The 17,339-nt window shown below is 65.0% G+C and carries 19 protein-coding genes; 5 read left to right on the top strand and 14 right to left on the bottom strand.

Going from position 1 to position 17,339, the window contains the following annotated elements; all coding sequences use genetic code 11:
* Positions 1-81: 81 nt before the first annotated feature.
* Positions 82-378: a cytochrome P450 gene (locus tag IVA74_RS20590; protein ID WP_346730962.1), complete on the bottom strand. Its 297-nt coding sequence runs from the start codon at positions 376-378 to the stop codon at positions 82-84.
* A 273-nt stretch (positions 379-651) separates the two neighbouring features.
* On the opposite strand from IVA74_RS20590, the gene IVA74_RS20585 reads away from it, so the two are divergent.
* Complete coding sequence (locus IVA74_RS20585; RefSeq protein WP_247347673.1) at positions 652-1,584, top strand: LysM peptidoglycan-binding domain-containing protein; 933 nt, start codon at positions 652-654, stop codon at positions 1,582-1,584.
* 204 nt (positions 1,585-1,788) lie between these two features.
* Here IVA74_RS20585 and IVA74_RS20580 read toward each other — a convergent pair whose 3' ends face one another.
* Both IVA74_RS20580 and IVA74_RS20575 read right to left on the bottom strand, forming a co-directional pair.
* Positions 1,789-2,862: a tartrate dehydrogenase gene (locus tag IVA74_RS20580; RefSeq protein WP_247347671.1), complete on the bottom strand. Its 1,074-nt coding sequence runs from the start codon at positions 2,860-2,862 to the stop codon at positions 1,789-1,791.
* 20 nt (positions 2,863-2,882) lie between these two features.
* Entirely contained in the window at positions 2,883-4,181 is a 1,299-nt protein-coding gene (locus IVA74_RS20575) for an MFS transporter (protein ID WP_247347669.1), read from the bottom strand.
* A gap of 156 nt (positions 4,182-4,337) precedes the next feature.
* On the opposite strand from IVA74_RS20575, the gene IVA74_RS20570 reads away from it, so the two are divergent.
* Both IVA74_RS20570 and IVA74_RS20565 read left to right on the top strand, forming a co-directional pair.
* Positions 4,338-5,255 carry a LysR substrate-binding domain-containing protein gene (locus IVA74_RS20570; protein ID WP_247347667.1) on the top strand — a complete coding sequence of 306 codons (918 nt, stop codon included), beginning with the start codon at positions 4,338-4,340 and terminating at the stop codon, positions 5,253-5,255.
* Between the two features lie 36 nt (positions 5,256-5,291).
* The gene (locus tag IVA74_RS20565) at positions 5,292-6,116 is read left to right on the top strand and encodes an aspartate dehydrogenase (RefSeq protein ID WP_247347665.1); all 825 of its coding nucleotides are present in this window, start codon (positions 5,292-5,294) and stop codon (positions 6,114-6,116) included.
* Positions 6,117-6,119: 3 nt separating this feature from the next.
* Here IVA74_RS20565 and IVA74_RS20560 read toward each other — a convergent pair whose 3' ends face one another.
* The 10 genes from IVA74_RS20560 to IVA74_RS20515 all read right to left on the bottom strand — a co-directional run bounded on the left by IVA74_RS20560 (position 6,120) and on the right by IVA74_RS20515 (position 14,756).
* Positions 6,120-7,424, bottom strand: coding sequence for a sorbosone dehydrogenase family protein (locus IVA74_RS20560; RefSeq protein WP_247347663.1), 1,305 nt, complete (start codon positions 7,422-7,424; stop codon positions 6,120-6,122).
* 142 nt (positions 7,425-7,566) lie between these two features.
* Positions 7,567-7,776: a hypothetical protein gene (locus tag IVA74_RS20555; protein WP_247347661.1), complete on the bottom strand. Its 210-nt coding sequence runs from the start codon at positions 7,774-7,776 to the stop codon at positions 7,567-7,569.
* Between the two features lie 232 nt (positions 7,777-8,008).
* Positions 8,009-8,635: an isoprenylcysteine carboxylmethyltransferase family protein gene (locus IVA74_RS20550; protein WP_247347659.1), complete on the bottom strand. Its 627-nt coding sequence runs from the start codon at positions 8,633-8,635 to the stop codon at positions 8,009-8,011.
* 29 nt (positions 8,636-8,664) lie between these two features.
* Positions 8,665-9,696 carry an NAD-dependent epimerase/dehydratase family protein gene (locus IVA74_RS20545; protein WP_247347657.1) on the bottom strand — a complete coding sequence of 344 codons (1,032 nt, stop codon included), beginning with the start codon at positions 9,694-9,696 and terminating at the stop codon, positions 8,665-8,667.
* A 29-nt stretch (positions 9,697-9,725) separates the two neighbouring features.
* Positions 9,726-10,262: an Mpo1-like protein gene (locus tag IVA74_RS20540; RefSeq protein WP_247347655.1), complete on the bottom strand. Its 537-nt coding sequence runs from the start codon at positions 10,260-10,262 to the stop codon at positions 9,726-9,728.
* A 154-nt stretch (positions 10,263-10,416) separates the two neighbouring features.
* On the bottom strand, positions 10,417-11,088 hold the full coding sequence (locus IVA74_RS20535) for an OmpA family protein (RefSeq protein ID WP_247347653.1): 672 nt from the start codon (positions 11,086-11,088) through the stop codon (positions 10,417-10,419).
* Complete coding sequence (locus tag IVA74_RS20530) at positions 11,088-11,504, bottom strand: hypothetical protein (protein ID WP_247347651.1); 417 nt, start codon at positions 11,502-11,504, stop codon at positions 11,088-11,090. The genes IVA74_RS20535 and IVA74_RS20530 overlap by 1 nt, the downstream gene beginning before the upstream one ends.
* A gap of 88 nt (positions 11,505-11,592) precedes the next feature.
* Complete coding sequence (locus IVA74_RS20525) at positions 11,593-11,883, bottom strand: type II toxin-antitoxin system HicB family antitoxin (protein WP_247347649.1); 291 nt, start codon at positions 11,881-11,883, stop codon at positions 11,593-11,595.
* A 7-nt stretch (positions 11,884-11,890) separates the two neighbouring features.
* Positions 11,891-12,061, bottom strand: coding sequence for a type II toxin-antitoxin system HicA family toxin (locus IVA74_RS20520; RefSeq protein WP_346730964.1), 171 nt, complete (start codon positions 12,059-12,061; stop codon positions 11,891-11,893).
* Between the two features lie 100 nt (positions 12,062-12,161).
* Positions 12,162-14,756: a UvrD-helicase domain-containing protein gene (locus IVA74_RS20515; RefSeq protein ID WP_247347641.1), complete on the bottom strand. Its 2,595-nt coding sequence runs from the start codon at positions 14,754-14,756 to the stop codon at positions 12,162-12,164.
* A gap of 242 nt (positions 14,757-14,998) precedes the next feature.
* Between IVA74_RS20515 and IVA74_RS20510 the strand changes: the two genes are divergently transcribed.
* Entirely contained in the window at positions 14,999-15,172 is a 174-nt protein-coding gene (locus tag IVA74_RS20510; RefSeq protein WP_007613448.1) for a DUF1328 domain-containing protein, read from the top strand.
* Positions 15,173-15,234: 62 nt separating this feature from the next.
* On the opposite strand, the gene IVA74_RS20505 is transcribed toward IVA74_RS20510, so the two are convergent.
* Positions 15,235-15,729 (bottom strand): thioesterase family protein, encoded by a 495-nt coding sequence (locus IVA74_RS20505; protein WP_247347640.1) that lies wholly within the window; start codon positions 15,727-15,729, stop codon positions 15,235-15,237.
* An 87-nt stretch (positions 15,730-15,816) separates the two neighbouring features.
* Between IVA74_RS20505 and IVA74_RS20500 the strand changes: the two genes are divergently transcribed.
* A complete protein-coding gene (locus IVA74_RS20500) occupies positions 15,817-17,241 on the top strand; it encodes an FAD-linked oxidase C-terminal domain-containing protein (RefSeq protein ID WP_247347639.1) in 1,425 nt (474 codons plus the stop codon).
* Positions 17,242-17,339: the final 98 nt, after the last annotated feature.

Genomic DNA, 17,339 nt, shown 5'->3' with positions numbered 1-17,339 from the left:
CACCGGTTCGCGGGAAGAAAACGCGTCAAAAAAGAGAATCTAGAGAGCTTCGGTTCTGATTCAATCAGAACCGATTATGCACTAGGCGGCCGTCACCCGCACGGGCATACTCTCAAGCCCACGCAGGGAATTATTGAGTCTGCGCCTCGGCTCTGCCGTGAGCTCGATGGTCTTCACACGCCTTGCGAGCTCGCTGAAGATCAATTCGCCCTCCAGACGTGCGATCATCTGGCCGACGCAGGCGTGGATGCCGGCGCCGAAACCGACATGCCCGGTCGCGAGCCGTTCGACGTCGAAGCGGTCGGGTCTGTCCCAGCGCGCGGTGTCGCGATTGGCGGAGGCGATGAACAGCAGCGCCTTGCGGTGTGCGGGGATCACGCCGCCGCCGATTTCGATCGCGCGAGGTGGTGCGAAAGAACGTCTGCACTGGTGAATCATAACGCAGCCCTTCCCCGAACGCGTTGCGGGCCAGCTCCGGCTTGTGGTGCAGCTTGCTTCTGCCGCTTTAAGCTCGCGGACGGCCCCCGGCAAAAGCGAGGCGCGTGGTCGAGTTTCCGCAGGGGCCGGTTCCGTGCCCCAAAATCCACCCAATCGGTGGTCATTAAGCCCCCGGGGGAGGCTGCTGCCTTCCGTGGTGGGACTGCTGGACTGATGATGGATTTGAGGCGACCAGTCGTGCTGGCAGCGGTTGCGCTGCTCGCCCTCAGCCACGGCATGGCCGTTGCCTCACCCGCCAAATCGAAGCCCATTGCGGCCGCACCCGCCGCGCCACCGCCCCCACCGTTCGAGCCATTGGCGCCGCCGAAAATCTACCTCTTTCGTGGCGCCATGGGGCCGTTCTTCTCCACCGGCATGGACCGGCTCGAAGAGAAGCTGACGCAGGCCGGCTTTTCGGCCAACGTCTATGAATTCACCATCTGCCGATGGATCGGTGACCGCGCTATCTCCAGCTACAAGGAGGCACCGGCGCCGATCGTGCTGATCGGGCATTCGATGGGGGGGCTGTGCTCGATCGTCATCTCCGAGATGGCGGCCAAGGAGAACATCCCGATCAGCCTCGTCATCACCATCGATCCCGCGCATGCGACCGGCGACGTGCCGCTCAATGTCGAGCGCTTCATCAACATCTTCCTCTCCGACAGCGTGCTCGGCGGTGGCAACGTGGTGGCCGTGCCGGGCTATCGCGGTCATTATGCGAGCTACGACCTGAAGGAGAATTCGCGAGTCTCGCACATCAACATCGAGAAGTCCGACGACATCCATCGTCAGATCATCGAGATGGTCACGCAGTTGCCGCGGATCCCGCCCCAGACCCAAATCGATGCCGTGCCGCTGCGTTATCTCGTGCCGGCGAATACGCTGGTCGAATTGTGGGACAGCGGCGTGCGTCTACCGGTGCGCAGGGGCGACACCATGGAGAGCATCGCCGCAGCCAATCGCGTGCCGCTGTGGTCGCTCGCGCAGAGCAATTCGCTGGCGGAGAACGCACAGCTCACCCCCGGCCAGTCCATCATCGTCCCGCGCCATCTGACGCCGCCCGCGCCGGCTGCGGCGATGGCAACTCCGCCTGCTGGGCGGAGGTAGAAGCCTGGTCTCATCGCGACCACGGCGGCCGTGCGCTCCCTCTCCCGCGTGCGGGAGCGGGGTGGGGAGAGGGTGCCTCCGCGATCGAGAACCCCCCAGAGGAGAGAGCCCCCACCCGCCGCGCTTCGCGCGTCGAGCTCCCCCGCAAGCGGGAGAAGTGCAGCGAATCTGCCGCAAGACTAACCTCAATTGGAGGCAGCGATCTTAAGCGTTCGATCCGTGGATCGCGTCGATCACGGCGTCGGTCACTTCCCGTGTCGTCGCCTTGCCGCCGACATCGGGCGTCAGGACGCCGGCCGCGCAGACGCGCTCGACGGCCGCCATCAATCGGATTGCAGCGTCCTTCTCGCCGAGATGCTCCAGCATCTGCGCGCCGGTCCAGAACGTCGCGACCGGGTTGGCGATGCCCTTGCCGGTGATGTCGAAGGCCGAACCGTGGATCGGCTCGAACATCGAGGGGAAGCGGCGCTCCGGATCGATGTTGCCGGTCGGCGCCACGCCGAGGCTGCCGGCCAGCGCGCCGGCGAGGTCGGAGAGGATGTCGGCGTGCAGGTTGGTTGCCACGATGGTGTCGAGGCTCTTGGGATGCAGCGTCATGCGCACGGTCATGGCGTCGACCAGCATCTTGTCCCAGGTGACATCAGGGAATTCGGCCGCGACCTCGGCGGCGATCTCGTCCCACATCACCATGCCGTGCCGCTGAGCGTTCGACTTTGTCACGACCGTCAGGAATTTGCGCGGCCGCGACTGCGCGAGCTTGAACGCGTAGCGCATGATCCGCGTCACGCCGACGCGGGTGAACACCGCGACCTCGGTGCCGACCTCTTCGGGGAGACCCCTGTGGGCGCGGCCGCCCATGCCGGCATACTCGCCCTCCGAATTCTCGCGCACGATCACCCAGTCGAGATCGCCGACGCCGACATTGCGCAGCGGCGAGGCGACGCCCGGCAAGATCTTGGTCGGCCGCACATTGGCGTATTGGTCAAAGCCCTGGCAGATCGGCAGCCGCAGGCCCCACAGCGTGATGTGATCGGGCACGTCGGGCGCGCCGACCGCGCCGAAATAGATCGCGTCGAATTTCTTGAGCTCGGCAAGGCCGTCAGCCGGCATCATCACGCCGTGCTTCTTGTAATAGTCCGAGCCCCAGTCGAAGGTTTTGATGTTGAAGGCGAGATCGCCGCTGCGTTTGGCCAGCGCCTCCAGCACGCGAACGCCGGCGGAGATGACTTCGGGGCCGATGCCGTCGGCGGGGATCGCTGCAATCGAATGGCTGCGCATGGGGTGCTCCGTTTCAGATATCAATGGGATTGTGTGACGGGTTCGACGGGCGCGGTCTTCACGCGCGACAATAGCAGGGTCAGGACCGCGGAGAGAACGAGCAGGCCGGCGACGAAGTGGAGCCCGCCAACGAAGCTGCCGGTTTGCTCCTTGATCCACCCGATCATGGCGGGACCGACGAAGCCGCCGAGATTGCCGATCGAGTTGATCGTGGCGATGCCGGCTGCGGCCGCAGGGCCCGACAGGAACAGCGTCGGCATGCTCCAGAGCGGCGGTTTTGCCGAGGAGATGCCGATATTGACGAGTGTCAGCGCGACCAGCACGGTCACGACGCCGGTCGCAAGTCCGGCAAACGCAAGCCCCGCGGCCGCGAGCAGGCAGGCCAGCACGACGTGCCAGGTGCGTTCGCCCGTGCGGTCCGAATGCCGCGCCCACAGCACCATGGCGACGACGGCGGCGCTCGCCGGCAACGCATTGAGGAACCCGACCTGGAGCGTGGACAGGCCGAACTGCTTGATGATCTGCGGCGCCCAGACGCCGAGCGTGTAGAGGCCGGCCGAAGTGCCGAAATAGATCAGCGCCAGCGCCAGCACGCGCGGATCGGCGAGCCCGCGCCAGATGCTATGCTTCGAGGTCGCAGCCTTGCTGGTGCTCTCTACGTTCATGGTCTCGACCAGCCAGCGCCGCTCGTCATCCGCGAGCCATTTGGCTTTCTCCGGGCGGTCGGTGAGGAATGCCAGCACGACGAAGCCGAGCAGCACGGCCGGAAACGCTTCCAGCACGAACAGCCATTGCCAGCCCTTGAAGCCGAGCATTCCGTCCATCTCCAGGAGCGCGCCGGAGACTGGCGAGCCCAGCACGGTCGAGAGCGGCGCCGCCGCCATGAACAGCGCGGTCACCGCGGCACGCTGGCGCGCTGGGAACCAGTAGGAGAGATAGAGGATGATGCCGGGAAAGAACCCGGCCTCGGCGACGCCGAGCAGGAAGCGAAGCACATAGAAGCTGGTCGGGCCCTGCACGAAGGCCATCGCGGCCGAGACGATGCCCCAGGTGATCATCACCCGCGCGATCCAGATCCGCGCACCGACCTTGTGCAGGATGATGTTGGAGGGCACCTCGAACAGGAAGTAGCCCCAGAAGAAGATGCCGGCGCCAAAACCGTAGACGGTCGGCGACAGGCCGATGTCCTTGTTCATCGTCAGCGAAGCGAAGCCGATATTGACGCGGTCGATGAAGGCCACGAAGTAGAGCAGCATGATGAACGGAACGATGCGCCATGTGATCTTGCGCAGCACGCGCGTCTGAATCTCGCTCGCCATCCCAGCCTCCCTGTCCCGTTTTTCTCGTTATCGGCAGACCCGGTGGTCCATGCCGACAAGGAGCCTAGGCGGAGGAAGGCCCGGGACTCAATTGGCGCTGGTTTATACAAAAAAATGATATAATCGTCTCGGGGGAGCGGGACGAGAGGATAGGGAATGGAATTGCATCAGCTTCGATGCTTCGTGGCGGCGGCCGAGCAGTTGCATTTCGGCCGCGCGGCGCAGCATCTCCAGATGCTGCCTTCCGCGCTCGGCCGCCAGATCAGGCTGCTTGAGGAGGATCTGGGCACGCGGCTGTTCGCGCGGACGACGCGTGCGGTGTCGCTGACGGAAGATGGCGCGACTCTGCTGCGCGATGCGCGTGCCATCCTCGCCCGCGTCGAGGCGGTCGAGAGCAATCTGCGCAATCGCTCGCGCGCGGGGGCTGCTCGAAAACTCCGGGTCGGTGCCATCGACAGTGCCGCAGCAGGACTTCTGCCGGCGTTACTCCGCGATTTTCGCGGAAAGCATCCGGAGGTCGCGGTGCAGCTTCTCGAGGACAAGACGGTGCGGCTGCTGCCGAAGATTTTGACCGGCGCGCTCGATCTCGCCTTCGTGCGTCCCCCCCATCAGCGGGACAAGCGGCTCGAATTCCGCGATCTCCTGCAGGAGACAGCCATCGTGGCGTTCCCGCAGCGCCACGCGCTCGCCGAACGCAAGGCGATCACGCTGTCCCAGATCGCCGACGAGGCGATGCTGGTGCCGGATCGCCGCTCGCGGCCGCACAGCCACGACCTCACGATAAAACTGTTCGAGCAGGCCGGATTGACGCCGCGCATCGTGCAGGTCGCCGACGAGAAGCAGACCATCATCAATCTCGTCGCAACGAAGCTCGGGGTTGCGATCGTGCCGCGCTGGACTACGCGGATGGCGGTATCAGGCGTGCGCTTCGTGCCGCTGCGGCCCAAGCAGATCGGTCCCGTCGGCCGGCTGCCGCTCGCTGCCGTATGGCTGCGCGGCTCGCGCGACCCGGCCCGCGACGCGATGCTGTCGGTGCTCGAGACGCGCCTGCGCAGCTATGCGCGCGACGCCTGAGCGGCTATGACATCGGCTGGCGAGAGGGTGGATGCGATGACTGAACGGCGAGCTTCGGACGAATTGCGGGTTGCCATCGCAGGGCTCGGCTCGATCGGCACCAAGATCGCAACCGCGCTCGATCAGGGCATCGAGGGCCTGACTCTCTCTGCCGTGGCGGTGCGCGATCCCGCAAAGCATCAGACATTCCTCTCCGGCCTGCGTCATCCGCCGCAAATCATGCCGATCGACCAACTCGGGGACGCCGCCGATATTGTGGTGGAGTGTGCGCCGAGCAGCCAGTTGCGCGCGATCGTCGAGCCCGCGGTGAAGCGCGGCAAGGCCGCGGTCGTCGTCAGCGTCGGTGGGCTGCTCGACAATTTCGATCTTGTCGATCTCGCCCGCGCCAATGGCGGCCGCATCCTGGTGCCTACCGGCGCGCTGATCGGACTCGACGCCGTCAACGCCGCCGCCATCGGCACCATTCATTCGGTGAAGATGGTGACGCGCAAGCCGATCGACGGCTTGCGGGGCGCGCCGTTCATCGTCGAGAACAATATCGATATCGACAATCTGCGCGAGCCGCTCAAGCTGTTCGAAGGCTCCGCGCGCGAGGCTGCAAAGGGTTTTCCGGCCAATCTCAACGTCGCGGTCGCGCTGTCGCTCGCGGGCGTCGGGCCGGACCGCACCTTGGTGCAGATCTGGGCCGACCCGACCGTGACACGCAATGTTCACCGCCTCGAGGTCGAGGCGGATTCGGCGCGGTTCTCGATGTCGATCGAGAACATCCCGTCCGAGAATCCCAAGACCGGCCTGATCACGGCGCTGTCCGTGATCGCGCTGCTCCGCAAGCAGCGCGCCACGCTCTGCGTCGGAACGTAACCTTCACGCGCCCGTCACGCGCCAGATCACGTTGCCGACGTCGTCGGCCATCAGCAGCGACTTCTTATCGGGGCCAATCACGACGCCAACCGGGCGGCCGTAGGATTCCTTCTCGTCCGGGGCCAGGAAGCCCGACAGGATGTCGCGACCGGGACCGGAGGGCTTTCCGTTCTCGAACGGGATGAACACCAGTTTGTAGCCGGACAGCTTGCTGCGATTCCACGAGCCGTGCTGGCCGATCGCCATGCCGTCCGGGAAGCCGGGCAGTGTACCCGCCGGCATCCAGCACAGGCCGAGCGAAGCGGTGTGTCCGCCGAGCGCATAGTCCGGCGTGAGCGCCTTGGCGACCAGCGTCGGATCCTGCGGCACGCGATCGTCCACCGTCTTGCCCCAGTAGCAATAGGGCCAGCCGTAGAAGCCGCCGTCGCGCACCGAGGTCAGATAGTCCGGCGGCGTCTCGTCGCCGAGGCCGTCGCGCTCGTTGACGACGGTCCAGAGCACGTTCGTGTTTGGCTCCCAGGCCAATCCGACCGGATTGCGCAGGCCGGCACCGAAGATGCGGTGCGTCCCGGCGACGAGATCGAGCTCGTAGACCCCGGCGCGGCCTTGCTCGACCTCCATGCCCATCTCGGCGATGTTGCTGAGCGAGCCGACGCCGGCATAAAGCTTCTTGCCGTCGGGGCTTGCCAGCAGGCTGCGCGTCCAGTGGCCGTTCGGCTTGAATGTGGTGAGGCGCTTGCCCGGCGCGGTGATGCGGTCGGCGTTCGCCACGTACGGGAAGGCCATCACGCCATCGGTGTTGCCGACATAGAAGGTGTCGCCGACCAGCGCCATGCCGAACGGCTGGCTGAGGTTCTCCATGAACGCGCCGCGATAATCCGCGACGCCGTCGCCGTCCTTGTCGCGCAGCAGCGTGATGCGGTTGGCGCTGACGCCGAGCGCGGCGGCGCGCCGCATCGTCGCCTGCATCGCGTAATGAAACACCGACCTCGGCGCGCCCGCGATCTGCGTCGCTTCCGCAATCAGCACGTCGCCATTGGGCAGCACTTCGATCCAGCGCGGATGGTCGAGGCCGGTCGCGAACGCATTGACCTTGAGCCCGGGAGCGACCGTCGGCTTCTGTCCCTCGCTCCAGCCGCGCGCCGTCGGCATCTTCAATGTCGGGATGGCGCCTTGCGGCTTTGCTTGGGGAATGGCGGGCGACTGACCCCAGGCCGGCGCGGGCACGGTGCCCGACAGCTTCCGCCATTGCAGCGCGATGCCACCGAGGAGCGCAACGAACTGCGCAAAGATGCTGGAAAAAGTCATGAGAAGCCCCTGTTTGCGCGCGCATCCAACTGGCTGACGGGGCAGACGTCAACCTGTGTGGCACGCCGTCGGGCTCTATTCCCGTGGAATGGCAGCCGTTCGAATTTGCATGGGACGACCGCCGACGGGCTGTGCCCGGAGATCAGCGGCCGATCTGCCGCTCCCGCCCGCGCGCAGCGCGAAAATCATCCAGATGATGGATGGTCGGCGCGAGCGCAGCCTCTTTGGACAGGAGCTGATAGACTCGCGCCACCGTGCGCTGCTTCTGCTTCGACTGCCCGGGCGGCAGTGCCCGCGCCTTGCGGACGGCAGCGATCGCGTGCTCGCGAAAATAATCGTAGGCGTCGGACATGCTCGATGCTCTGCGGTCAGTGCAGGTGTCGAGGGCTAACGGACGAGTGGAGAGGCGGTTCCTTAGCGCGTCGGGCTGTGCGCTCGTGCCCCGGACGCAACGCAGCGCGCCTTCCGCGGTGCGCTGCTGAGCCAGGGCCCATCTTACGACAGTGCATGCCTCGCCATCTGGGTCCCGGCTCTGCGTCGCAACGCAAGAGCATTGCAACGCGTCCGGGACACGAGACTGAATTTCACCGCGGCGCCAGGAACGGGATGATCATCGGCACGCGGCGGCAATAGGCGCCGTAGGCGTCTTCGCCGAGCTCCTTGGACAGGAACACCTCTTCCATCCGGCCCTTCTGCCACATGCCGAGCGAGATCAGGATCGCGCCGAGCATCGCAGTCACCGTGCCGACCGCGATGCCGGTTACCAGCATGCCGAGGATCAGGCCGGTGTAGATCGGATGGCGCACGATGCCGTACGGGCCGGTGTCGATGACGCGGTGGTCTTGCTTGTGAGTGATGGTGTTGGACCAAAATTGTCCGAGATGCAGCCGTCCCCACCAGGTGAAGGAGATACCGGCCAGCACGATCAGGGCCGTGATGTAGACAGCGGTATTGCTGAACACCCAGAGCGGCTTCTCACCGAGCACTTCCGCGGTCCACGGCGTGAACAGGATGCCGCCGACCAGGATCGGGATGCGATAGCGCCCGGACTCCAGCGTCATCACCTGCTTCTGGGTGCGGCCTTGCCAGAACGAGGCGCCGACCCAGCTTGCGAGCCAGGCGAGCCAGATCAGGGCGAGCAGTTGCGTCGGCCAGGTCGTGGTCCAACCACCCCAGGCGACAGAGAGAAGCTTGCTGAAATCGAAGGACATGCGGAAAGGTTCTTTGGGTTGGCGGCAGCTCAGCTGGCGCGCGAGGAGAGCGCGTGATGCTCGATGGCGCTGGAGGCAAGCGCGCCGCCGCGGGCGAGAAGATGGGTGATGGTTTCGCGCAGGACCGGTTCGACCGGGCGCGGCGAGTAGCCGAGCTCGGTGCGCGCCTTGTCGATCGAGAGGTCGCTCGCGGCGAGCGCGATGCGCACGCCCTCGGCGGTGCCGTTGGGCGGCCGGCGCGTGACGTGATCGGATAGATATTCGAGCATGATCGCGGAGAGCTCGGCAATCTTGCCGGGAACGACGACCGGGAACTGCCGGCGGCCCCTCATCGTGGACATCATTCGCAGGATCTGGCCGAGCGGAACGCAATCGCCGCCGAGGATGTAGCGCTGGCCGATGCGGCCGCGTTCCATGGTCAGCACGAGGCCCATGGCCACGTCGCGGACGTCGACGAGATTGACCAGGAAGTTGAGGTGCGGCTGCACCTTCTTCTGGAGGAAGTACCACAGCATCGCGGTCGGCGGCGTCAGATTGTGGTCGGCGGCACCGATCGGCATGGTCGGCGTGCCGATCACCAGCGGAAAACCTTCAGCCGCGGCCTTCGCGGCGCAATGCTCGGCCAGCGATTTCGACCGCGTGTAGGCGCCCGGCATCGCATCAGCCGGCTGCAGCGCTTCTTCGGCGGGAACACCGCCCAGGTCAGAATACGGGAACAGGATCGATTCCGTCGAGCAGTGCAGGAAGCGGGAGACGCCGCGCTTCATCGCCGCCGCGAGCACGATCTCTGTGCCGCGGCAATTGACGTCGTGAAAGGCCTGCTTGTCGGCGACCCACATGCCGGGCAGGCCGGCGAGGTGATAGACCTGATCGACGCCCATGATCGCTGCATCGACCGCGGCGCCGTCCAGCACCGAGCCATGGGCATATTCAACGTCGGCATTCGCCGTCGCCGGCGCACGCACATCGAGAACACGCACCCGCTGCCCACGGGCGCGGAGCACTTCTACGAGATGATGTCCGATGAAGCCGCTGCCACCGGTAACCAGTACGAGAGCCATGCAGAGGTTTGCTTGTTTCGCGTCTAGAACTATCGGGTTGAAAGGGAATTGGTCGGAAGAGGCGCCAGAATCGCGGCAAGGTCGCGACGGAAGCCCAATGCAATGAATAATTTCGCCATGACAAACATCGGTCCGAGCAAGAAATGGGCGGGGTGGTCAACCATCGACGGCTGCCGCTCCTCAAAAACCTTGTGACCGACGATCTGCGATGCGACGCCAGACCCGATCAGCACCGCAAAAATCGACCACATCATGACGATCGAGACCTGATTGCCGATCGCGGTTGCGACAGAAAGCAGCACGATCATCGAGGCGAGGATGCCGAGCCCGATCCCGGCGTCCAGCATCAGCCAGTAGACCAGCACGGGCAGGGCAAAAATCACGGCCAGGCTCACCTCGATCCCGAACAGCGGGACGTGCACCAGGGTCAGCGGCAGTACGGCGCCGGTGAAGAGCAGGAGGATGCCGACCACGTGCATCGCGCAATTCCAGGGATCGCGATGATATTCGACGTAGTCGGCCAGTTGGCGTTGAAAATAACTGGCCATCTCGGTCTCGTGCAGCATGGGGTCGGGGAAGGGCGAAAAAAGCCTATAGCACCTGATAGCGCGGTGCACAAACCGGCGTTATTGTCGCGCAAAGCCGGTCTGTCGCGCTGTGAGACAGGTCACAAAACGGCAACACTTCAAAGGGTTCCGTCAGGCGCCGGGGCGCATGCGCTCAGTGCTTCCTGGCCGGCTTTTTCGTCGCAGGCGCAGGCGCCGCAGCCGGGCGCGCAGGCTCGTCCTCCGGCAGCTTGGCAAAGGTCTGGATCTGCAACTGGCCGTTGGCGGCCGAAGTCGGCCTGGCCCGGTCGAGAAACTGCTCCTCGCCGAGGCCGATCGGATGCAGCCGCTTGGTCGAAATCTTGAACGTGTTCACCAGCACGTCGCGGATCGCGTCCGCGCGGCGCTGGCTCAGGATCGCGTTAGCCTCGCGCGTCTTCACGTTGGATTCGACATGGCCGACGATCAGGAAGGTGTAGGGCAGCAGCGAGGCATGGACCAGCGCGTCGGCAATGCGGCCGACGGCCTGGTAGGACGCCGGCTGGATGATCGGCGTGTCGGCGTCGAACTGGATCTGCGCGGTGAAGGTCGGCAAATTGGCCAGATCCGGCGCGATCAGCGGCCGGTTCACCGGACCCGGATCGTTCTTGATCCTGGCCTTGGCCCGCTCCATCACCTGCAGCTTCAGCGCGGGGATATCGATCTCAGCGGGTTGTTCGAAATGGTTGAGCTTGGCGACGATGTCGTCGCGGGTCGGCGGCGCCGTCTGCGCTTCTGCCGCGCCCGCGAGCAGGGCAAGACCGAGCGCGATGCCAATTGCGGCGGTGGAAAGCCTGTTCGCGCGCATCACCGATATCCCGCGTCGTCGACGGCCTTCAGGCAGTTGTTGCTGATGCCCTTGGGCGTCGAGATCAGGCAGGGGATCGCCTTGCTGGTCTCCTTGGTCGAGCCGCCGCAGACCTTGACGATCTCGCGCTGGCAGACGTTCGCCACGGTGACGCGGGCGGCAACGCGCTTCTGGATGGCATCGAAGGCGCCGAGATAGTCGCTCTGGCACTGCTGCGAGAGCACGTCGCGATTGCGGGAAAGGCACTCCTTCAGGCGGGTCGAGTCCGGGTTGACGCCGCGGCAATTGGCAACGATTTCCGCACCGCAACTCTTGGCCAGGAGCCCGAGTGAATCGCCAAAGCTCATGGTCTCCGCCGCCGCAAGCGACGGCATACCCAATGCCAGCAAGATCAGTGTGATGGAGCCCCGGACCATGGCTGCATCTGATACGGGGAAGTTCGCGGTGGTCAAGGCCTGTTCGGACCAGAACTGTCGACAGGCCGGCCAGTGCGGCGAACAGTCCTCACTCCGCAGCGTCTGCGCGGGCCGGCAATTCGATCAGGACGACCATGTAGTTCCTGAGATCGTCGGCGACGTTCGGATCGGCCTTGAGCTCGGTCAGGGTCCTGGGCCGGGGAAGCTGGCGGCCATCCCCACTCAGATCTTGCGCGTAGAGCTCCAGAGCCTCGGGCGCATTGTGCAAGGCCTCGTCGATATCGTCGCCACCGGAAACGCAGCCGGGCAGGTCGGGAAACGATACGCCAACGGCGTGGTCCGGACCGGCGTCCTCAATGATGGCAATGTAGTGAGCCATTTCGACCTCAGTCGGGCTTCCAACCCGCGCCCTTATAGATGGCACGGACCAATCGCTTTCCCAAGTCCTTCTTGGGGTACGGAATGACGAGCGTTTCCCCTGAGACGGGGCTTTTGAACACGTGGTGGGAGCCGGTAACGCGCACAAGCTTCCACCCCTCTCGTTCCGGGCGCCGAATGATATCGCGGCTCGCGGTCAGCCATGACGTTCTCCCAAAGAATCATCTGACCTAAAACTAGTCCGGGCCAACTAGCGCTTAGTGAGCGCGCCGCAATCGCTCACGCGCGCTGCACAAAGCTGTCCACGACCTTCTTCTCGCCTGCCTTGTCGAAATGGATGGTGAGCTTGTTGCCGTCGATCTTGGTGACGTGGCCGTAGCCGAATTTCTGGTGGAAGACGCGGTCGGAGAGGGAGAATTCCGAGGTCGTGCCGGTGGATTTGGCGACCAGCTCGCCCTCGATCGTCATCGGGCCGCGGCGGCGCGAGGAGAAGCTGCCGAAATCTGGCGAGGACGACTGGGACGAAAACGACGAGGCCTGTTCCTCGAAGCTGCCGCGGCCGCCATTGCCGCCCCCGCCGCCGCCGCGATTGCGATTGGCCTGGGCGCGCTGCCAGCCCGGGGTCGAATAGGTGGAGCCGAACGCCTCCATGTCGTCGAAGCGGGAGGCGCCGTAGCCGCCGGTGCCGCCCCAGGCCGAGCCCCCCTTGGATTCCGTGATCTCGACATTGGCCGCCGGCAGCTCGTCGAGGAAGCGCGACGGGATCGTGGTCGACCAGGTGCCATGGATCCGGCGGTTGGTCGCGAAATAGATTTTGGCGCGGCGACGGGCGCGGGTAATGCCGACATGGCCGAGTCGGCGCTCTTCCTCGAGGCCGGCGCGGCCCTGTTCGTCCAGCGTGCGCTGGCTCGGAAACAGGCCTTCCTCCCAGCCGGGCAGGAACACGTTGTCGAATTCCAGGCCTTTGGCCGAATGCAGCGTCATCAGCGACACCGCGTCCTCATCGGCGCCGCTGTCACGGTCCATCACCAGCGAGATGTGCTCCAAAAACCCTTGCAGGTTCTCGAACTCCTCCATCGAGCGCACCAGCTCCTTGAGGTTTTCGAGCCGGCCCGCGGCGTCCGCCGAACGGTCCTTCTGCCACATCTCGGTGTAGCCGCTCTCGTCCAGCACGATCTGGGCCAGATCAGTATGAGCCGTGACCTCGCGCTGGGCGCGCCAGCGGTCGAACTGGGCGACGACCTCGCGCAGGCTTCCGCGCGCCTTCGGCTTCAGCTCGTCGGTCTCGACCACGGCGCGCGCCGCCTCGAACAAGGGGATGCGGCGCTTGCGGGCGTGGTCGTGCAGCATCTGCACGGTGGCGTCGCCAAGGCCCCGCTTGGGCGTGTTGACGATGCGCTCGAAGGCGAGATCGTCGGCCGGCGAGTTGATGACGCGCAGATAAGCCAGCGCATCACGGATTTCGGCGCGCTCGTAGAAGCGCGGGCCGCCGATGACGCGATAGGGCAGGCCGAGCGTGACGAAACGATCCTCGAACTCGCGCATCTGGTAGGAGGCGCGCACGAGAATTGCGATCTCGTTGAGCTTGTCGCCCTGGCGCTGGATCTGCTCGATCTCCTCGCCGATGCCGCGGGCTTCCTCTTCCGAATCCCAAGAACCCGTCACCGTGACCTTCTCGCCGTCCTGGTCCTCGGTGCGCAGCGTCTTGCCGAGCCGGCCCTCGTTGTGCGCGATCAGGTGCGAGGCGGCGGCGAGGATGTGGCCGGTCGAGCGGTAGTTGCGCTCGAGGCGGATGACCTTGGCGCCGGGGAAATCATGGTCGAAGCGCAGAATGTTGTCGACCTCCGCCCCGCGCCAGCCATAGATCGACTGGTCGTCGTCGCCAACGCAGCAGATGTTTTTGACGGGGGAAGGAGTCGTCATTCCGGGATGTGCCAAAGGCGCGGAATCTCGATTGTCGGACTCACCTCTGGATTCTCCGACGTGCAATTGTACGTAAGAGTTCGGCTCTACGAGCCGCTCCGGAATGACAGCGGGTGTAGTTGGCTTCGATGGCGCCTGCGACAACAACCGCAGCCACAGATACTGCGCGACGTTGGTGTCCTGATATTCATCGACCAGGATGAATTTGAAGCGCTGCTGGTACTGCCGCAGGATATCGGGGTGCTCGCGGAAGATGCGGATGTCCTCGAGCAGCAGATCGCCGAAATCGGCGGCGTTCAGGATCTTCAGCCGCTCCTGGTAGCTCGCATAGAGCTTGCCGCCCTTGCCGTTGGCGAAGACGGCGGCTTCGCCTGACGGCACCTGCGACGGTGTCAGGCCGCGGTTTTTCCAGCCGTCGATCAGGCCGGCCAGCATGCGCGCCGGCCAGCGCTTGTCGTCGATATTGTCGGCTTGCAGGAGCTGCTTGAGCAGCCGGACCTGATCGTCGACGTCGAGCACGGTGAAGTTCGACTTGAGCTGCGCCAGCTCGGCATGGGTGCGCAGGATGCGCCCGCCGATGGAGTGAAAGGTGCCGAGCCACGGCATGCCTTCGACGGCATGGCCGAGCATCTGGCCGAGCCGGTGCTTCATCTCGCGGGCGGCCTTGTTGGTGAAGGTCACCGACAGGATCTCGGCGGGGCGCGCGCGGCCCTGGCTCAGGATATGGGCGATGCGCGTGGTCAGCACGCGGGTCTTGCCGGTGCCGGCGCCGGCCAGCACCAGAACCGGGCCGTCCAGCGTCTCTACCGCCTCGCGCTGCTCCGGATTGAGCCCGGACAGATATTTCGGGCCCACCGAGGCGCGCGCGCGCGCGGCGATGCCGCCGGCTGCGGGCTGGTGGTCGGGGACGCTCTGGGACGTGATCTTGCTCGGCTCGGTCATGCGAATCATTTGGCCCCACGTTGGCACCGCGGGGTGGTGAAAGGGGAGCCTTCTTAACAGGGATCGATCCCTATATGGGGCGGCGGGGAAGGGTTTTCCACGTGCGTGGAAAGCCAATTTGTTCCTGTCGGTCAGGCGAATTTCCGGCTTCAGCGGCCCGGAACCATTGTTCCGAGTTGGCGATTGGTCCTGCAAGTGAGGCGCGTCAGCCGCGCCGATCGCAGACAGACATCGAAACAGAGGTTCGGATCATGCTTAGCTGGGTTGTGACGTTTCTGGTTATCGCCCTGATCGCCGGTATTCTGGGCTTTGGCGGCCTCGCCGGCGCGTCGATCGAAATCGCCAAGATCATCTTCTTCATCGCGGTCGTGCTGTTCCTGGTCTCGGCCGTTGTTGGATTGGCTCGCGGCCGTACCAGGGTCTAGCGCGGTTTGATTTGGTGCATGATCTTGCCGGAAAACCGCTTCGCACTTTTCCGGATCATGCACTACCGCTTCGAGGGCATCGCCACGCTTCGGCCGATGCCCTCGGGCCGCGGCACGGCACTGTGGGCCTTGACCACCGCCGCAATGCGCTCGCGGATGTCTGGTGGAAAGGCCGCCACCTTTCGTGAGCCCATGTCGATGTGCAGCGACATGTTTTCGGAGGTCGCCGACAACCAGCCTTCGGTCGCGTGTCGCAACTCCTGGAACGTGTGCAGCCGCTTGTCGTCGGCTTCCAGCAGCCAGACCGACACCTGCACGGGATCGCCGAGGTGGATTTCGCGCAGATACCGCACATGGCATTCGGCGGTGAAGGTCGAGCCGCCGCGTTCTTTCATGTAGCCCGGCCCGATCCCGAGCGTCAGCCACATCTGGTCGACCGCGTGGTCGAACATCACGTTGTAATAGGCCATGTTGAGGTGGCCGTTGTAGTCGATCCATTGCGGCTCGATCTGCATGATCGAGGCGCGGAATGGCACTGTGGCGGCAGTCTCCGGCATGTTTCCTTCCCCAGCTATGCGCCCGGCCGCTTGACTTGACCGGTGAGATGTCCTTTGCCACGGTTCGTCTCGTCGGGAGGAACGTCCGTGGGTACGACCATCACCAATAATCCGCCGCGGCCGGCGCCGAAAGCCCTTGCAAGTGCGCTGGAGCAGCTTGCCGCACGGTTCGGCAACCGCCTCATCACCTCGCAGGCCGTCCGCGAGCAGCACGGCCATACCACCACATGGATTGTGAACCAGCCGCCGGACGGCGTGGTGATGGCGCAGGAGACTGCCGACATTCAGGACGTGGTGCGGATCTGCGCGAAAAACGGCGTGCCCGTCATCGCCTTCGGCACCGGCACCTCGCTCGAGGGCCAGGTCAACGCACCCGCCGGCGGCATCTCCATCGACCTGCGCGACATGAACAAGGTGCTGGCGGTGCATGCCGAGGACCTCGACTGCGTGATCCAGCCCGGCGTCACCCGCAAGGCGCTCAACGAGCATCTGCGCGACCAGGGCCTGTTCTTCCCGATCGACCCCGGCGCGGACGCTTCCCTCGGCGGCATGGCCTCGACGCGCGCCTCCGGCACCAACGCGGTGCGTTACGGCACCATGCGCGACAGCGTGCTGGCGCTGAAGGTGGTGCGCGGCGACGGTGAGATCATCACGACCGGCACGCGCGCGAAGAAAACATCCGCCGGCTACGACCTGACGCATCTGTTCGTCGGCGCCGAGGGCACGCTCGGCATCATCTCGGAACTGACCATCCGTCTGCGCGGCATTCCTGATACGATCGCGGCCGGTGCGGTGTCGTTCGAGACCGTGCACGGGGCGTGTCAGGCCGTGATCCTGGCGATCCAGACCGGGATTCCCGTGGCGCGCATCGAGCTGCTCAACGCCGCGCAGGTGCGGGCCTGCAACGCCTATTCGAAGCTGACGCTGCCGGAGACGCCGCTACTGCTGATGGAATTCCACGGCAGCGAGATCGAGGTCGCCGAGCAGTCCAAGGCCTTCGCCGAGATCGCCGGGGAGTACGGCGGCGGCGATTTCTCCTGGACCACCAAGCCGGAGGATCGCACAAAACTGTGGCAGGCGCGGCACGACGCCTATTGGTCCGTCAAGGCGCTGCGGCCCGGGAACAGCATCGGCGTGGTCGCGACCGACGTCTGCGTGCCGATCTCGCGCCTGGCCGATTGCGTCAACGAGACCGAGGAAGATCTCAAGCGCCTCAACCTGTTGTCGCCGATCGTCGGCCATGTCGGTGACGGCAATTTCCACTGTTCGCTGGTCTGCGACACCAACGATTCCGATGAGATGGCGCGCGGCGAAGAGTTCATGCATCGCCTGGTCGAGCGCGCGCAGGCGATGGACGGCACCTGCACCGGCGAGCACGGCATCGGCCAGGGCAAGCAGAAATATCTCAATGCAGAACTCGGCCCCGAGGCGATCGACGCGATGCGGGCGCTGAAAAAGGCGCTCGATCCGCAAAACATCTTCAATCCCGGCAAGATTGTGCCGGAGGTCTAGCGCGCCTGCCGCGTCGCGGTCGCGGAACTTTCCGCAGCCGCGCCGGTTCCAATTCCCGTAGACTTCCGATGCCTCAATGGCGCGGCTCTGCGAGAGGA

This window comes from Bradyrhizobium sp. 132, from assembly GCF_023074185.1.
GTDB lineage: Bacteria > Pseudomonadota > Alphaproteobacteria > Rhizobiales > Xanthobacteraceae > Bradyrhizobium.
Note: the sequence above shows the minus strand (reverse complement) of the source record. Positions and strands in the feature narration are given on the sequence as shown.

What these genes read in the sequence shown, in the direction of transcription:
- IVA74_RS20575 (WP_247347669.1), bottom strand. Translation starts at nt 4,181, where the DNA reads ATGGCGAGCGAGATTCAGACGCGCGTGCTGCGCAAGATCACATGGCGC.
- IVA74_RS20570 (WP_247347667.1), top strand. Translation starts at nt 4,338, where the DNA reads ATGGAATTGCATCAGCTTCGATGCTTCGTGGCGGCGGCCGAGCAGTTG.
- IVA74_RS20560 (WP_247347663.1), bottom strand. Translation starts at nt 7,424, where the DNA reads ATGACTTTTTCCAGCATCTTTGCGCAGTTCGTTGCGCTCCTCGGTGGC.
- IVA74_RS20545 (WP_247347657.1), bottom strand. Translation starts at nt 9,696, where the DNA reads ATGGCTCTCGTACTGGTTACCGGTGGCAGCGGCTTCATCGGACATCAT.
- IVA74_RS20565 (WP_247347665.1), top strand. Translation starts at nt 5,292, where the DNA reads ATGACTGAACGGCGAGCTTCGGACGAATTGCGGGTTGCCATCGCAGGG.
- IVA74_RS20585 (WP_247347673.1), top strand. Translation starts at nt 652, where the DNA reads ATGATGGATTTGAGGCGACCAGTCGTGCTGGCAGCGGTTGCGCTGCTC.
- IVA74_RS20535 (WP_247347653.1), bottom strand. Translation starts at nt 11,088, where the DNA reads ATGCGCGCGAACAGGCTTTCCACCGCCGCAATTGGCATCGCGCTCGGT.
- IVA74_RS20530 (WP_247347651.1), bottom strand. Translation starts at nt 11,504, where the DNA reads ATGGTCCGGGGCTCCATCACACTGATCTTGCTGGCATTGGGTATGCCG.
- IVA74_RS20550 (WP_247347659.1), bottom strand. Translation starts at nt 8,635, where the DNA reads ATGTCCTTCGATTTCAGCAAGCTTCTCTCTGTCGCCTGGGGTGGTTGG.
- IVA74_RS20540 (WP_247347655.1), bottom strand. Translation starts at nt 10,262, where the DNA reads ATGCTGCACGAGACCGAGATGGCCAGTTATTTTCAACGCCAACTGGCC.
- IVA74_RS20510 (WP_007613448.1), top strand. Translation starts at nt 14,999, where the DNA reads ATGCTTAGCTGGGTTGTGACGTTTCTGGTTATCGCCCTGATCGCCGGT.
- IVA74_RS20580 (WP_247347671.1), bottom strand. Translation starts at nt 2,862, where the DNA reads ATGCGCAGCCATTCGATTGCAGCGATCCCCGCCGACGGCATCGGCCCC.
- IVA74_RS20555 (WP_247347661.1), bottom strand. Translation starts at nt 7,776, where the DNA reads ATGTCCGACGCCTACGATTATTTTCGCGAGCACGCGATCGCTGCCGTC.
- IVA74_RS20515 (WP_247347641.1), bottom strand. Translation starts at nt 14,756, where the DNA reads ATGATTCGCATGACCGAGCCGAGCAAGATCACGTCCCAGAGCGTCCCC.
- IVA74_RS20505 (WP_247347640.1), bottom strand. Translation starts at nt 15,729, where the DNA reads ATGCCGGAGACTGCCGCCACAGTGCCATTCCGCGCCTCGATCATGCAG.
- IVA74_RS20525 (WP_247347649.1), bottom strand. Translation starts at nt 11,883, where the DNA reads ATGGCTCACTACATTGCCATCATTGAGGACGCCGGTCCGGACCACGCC.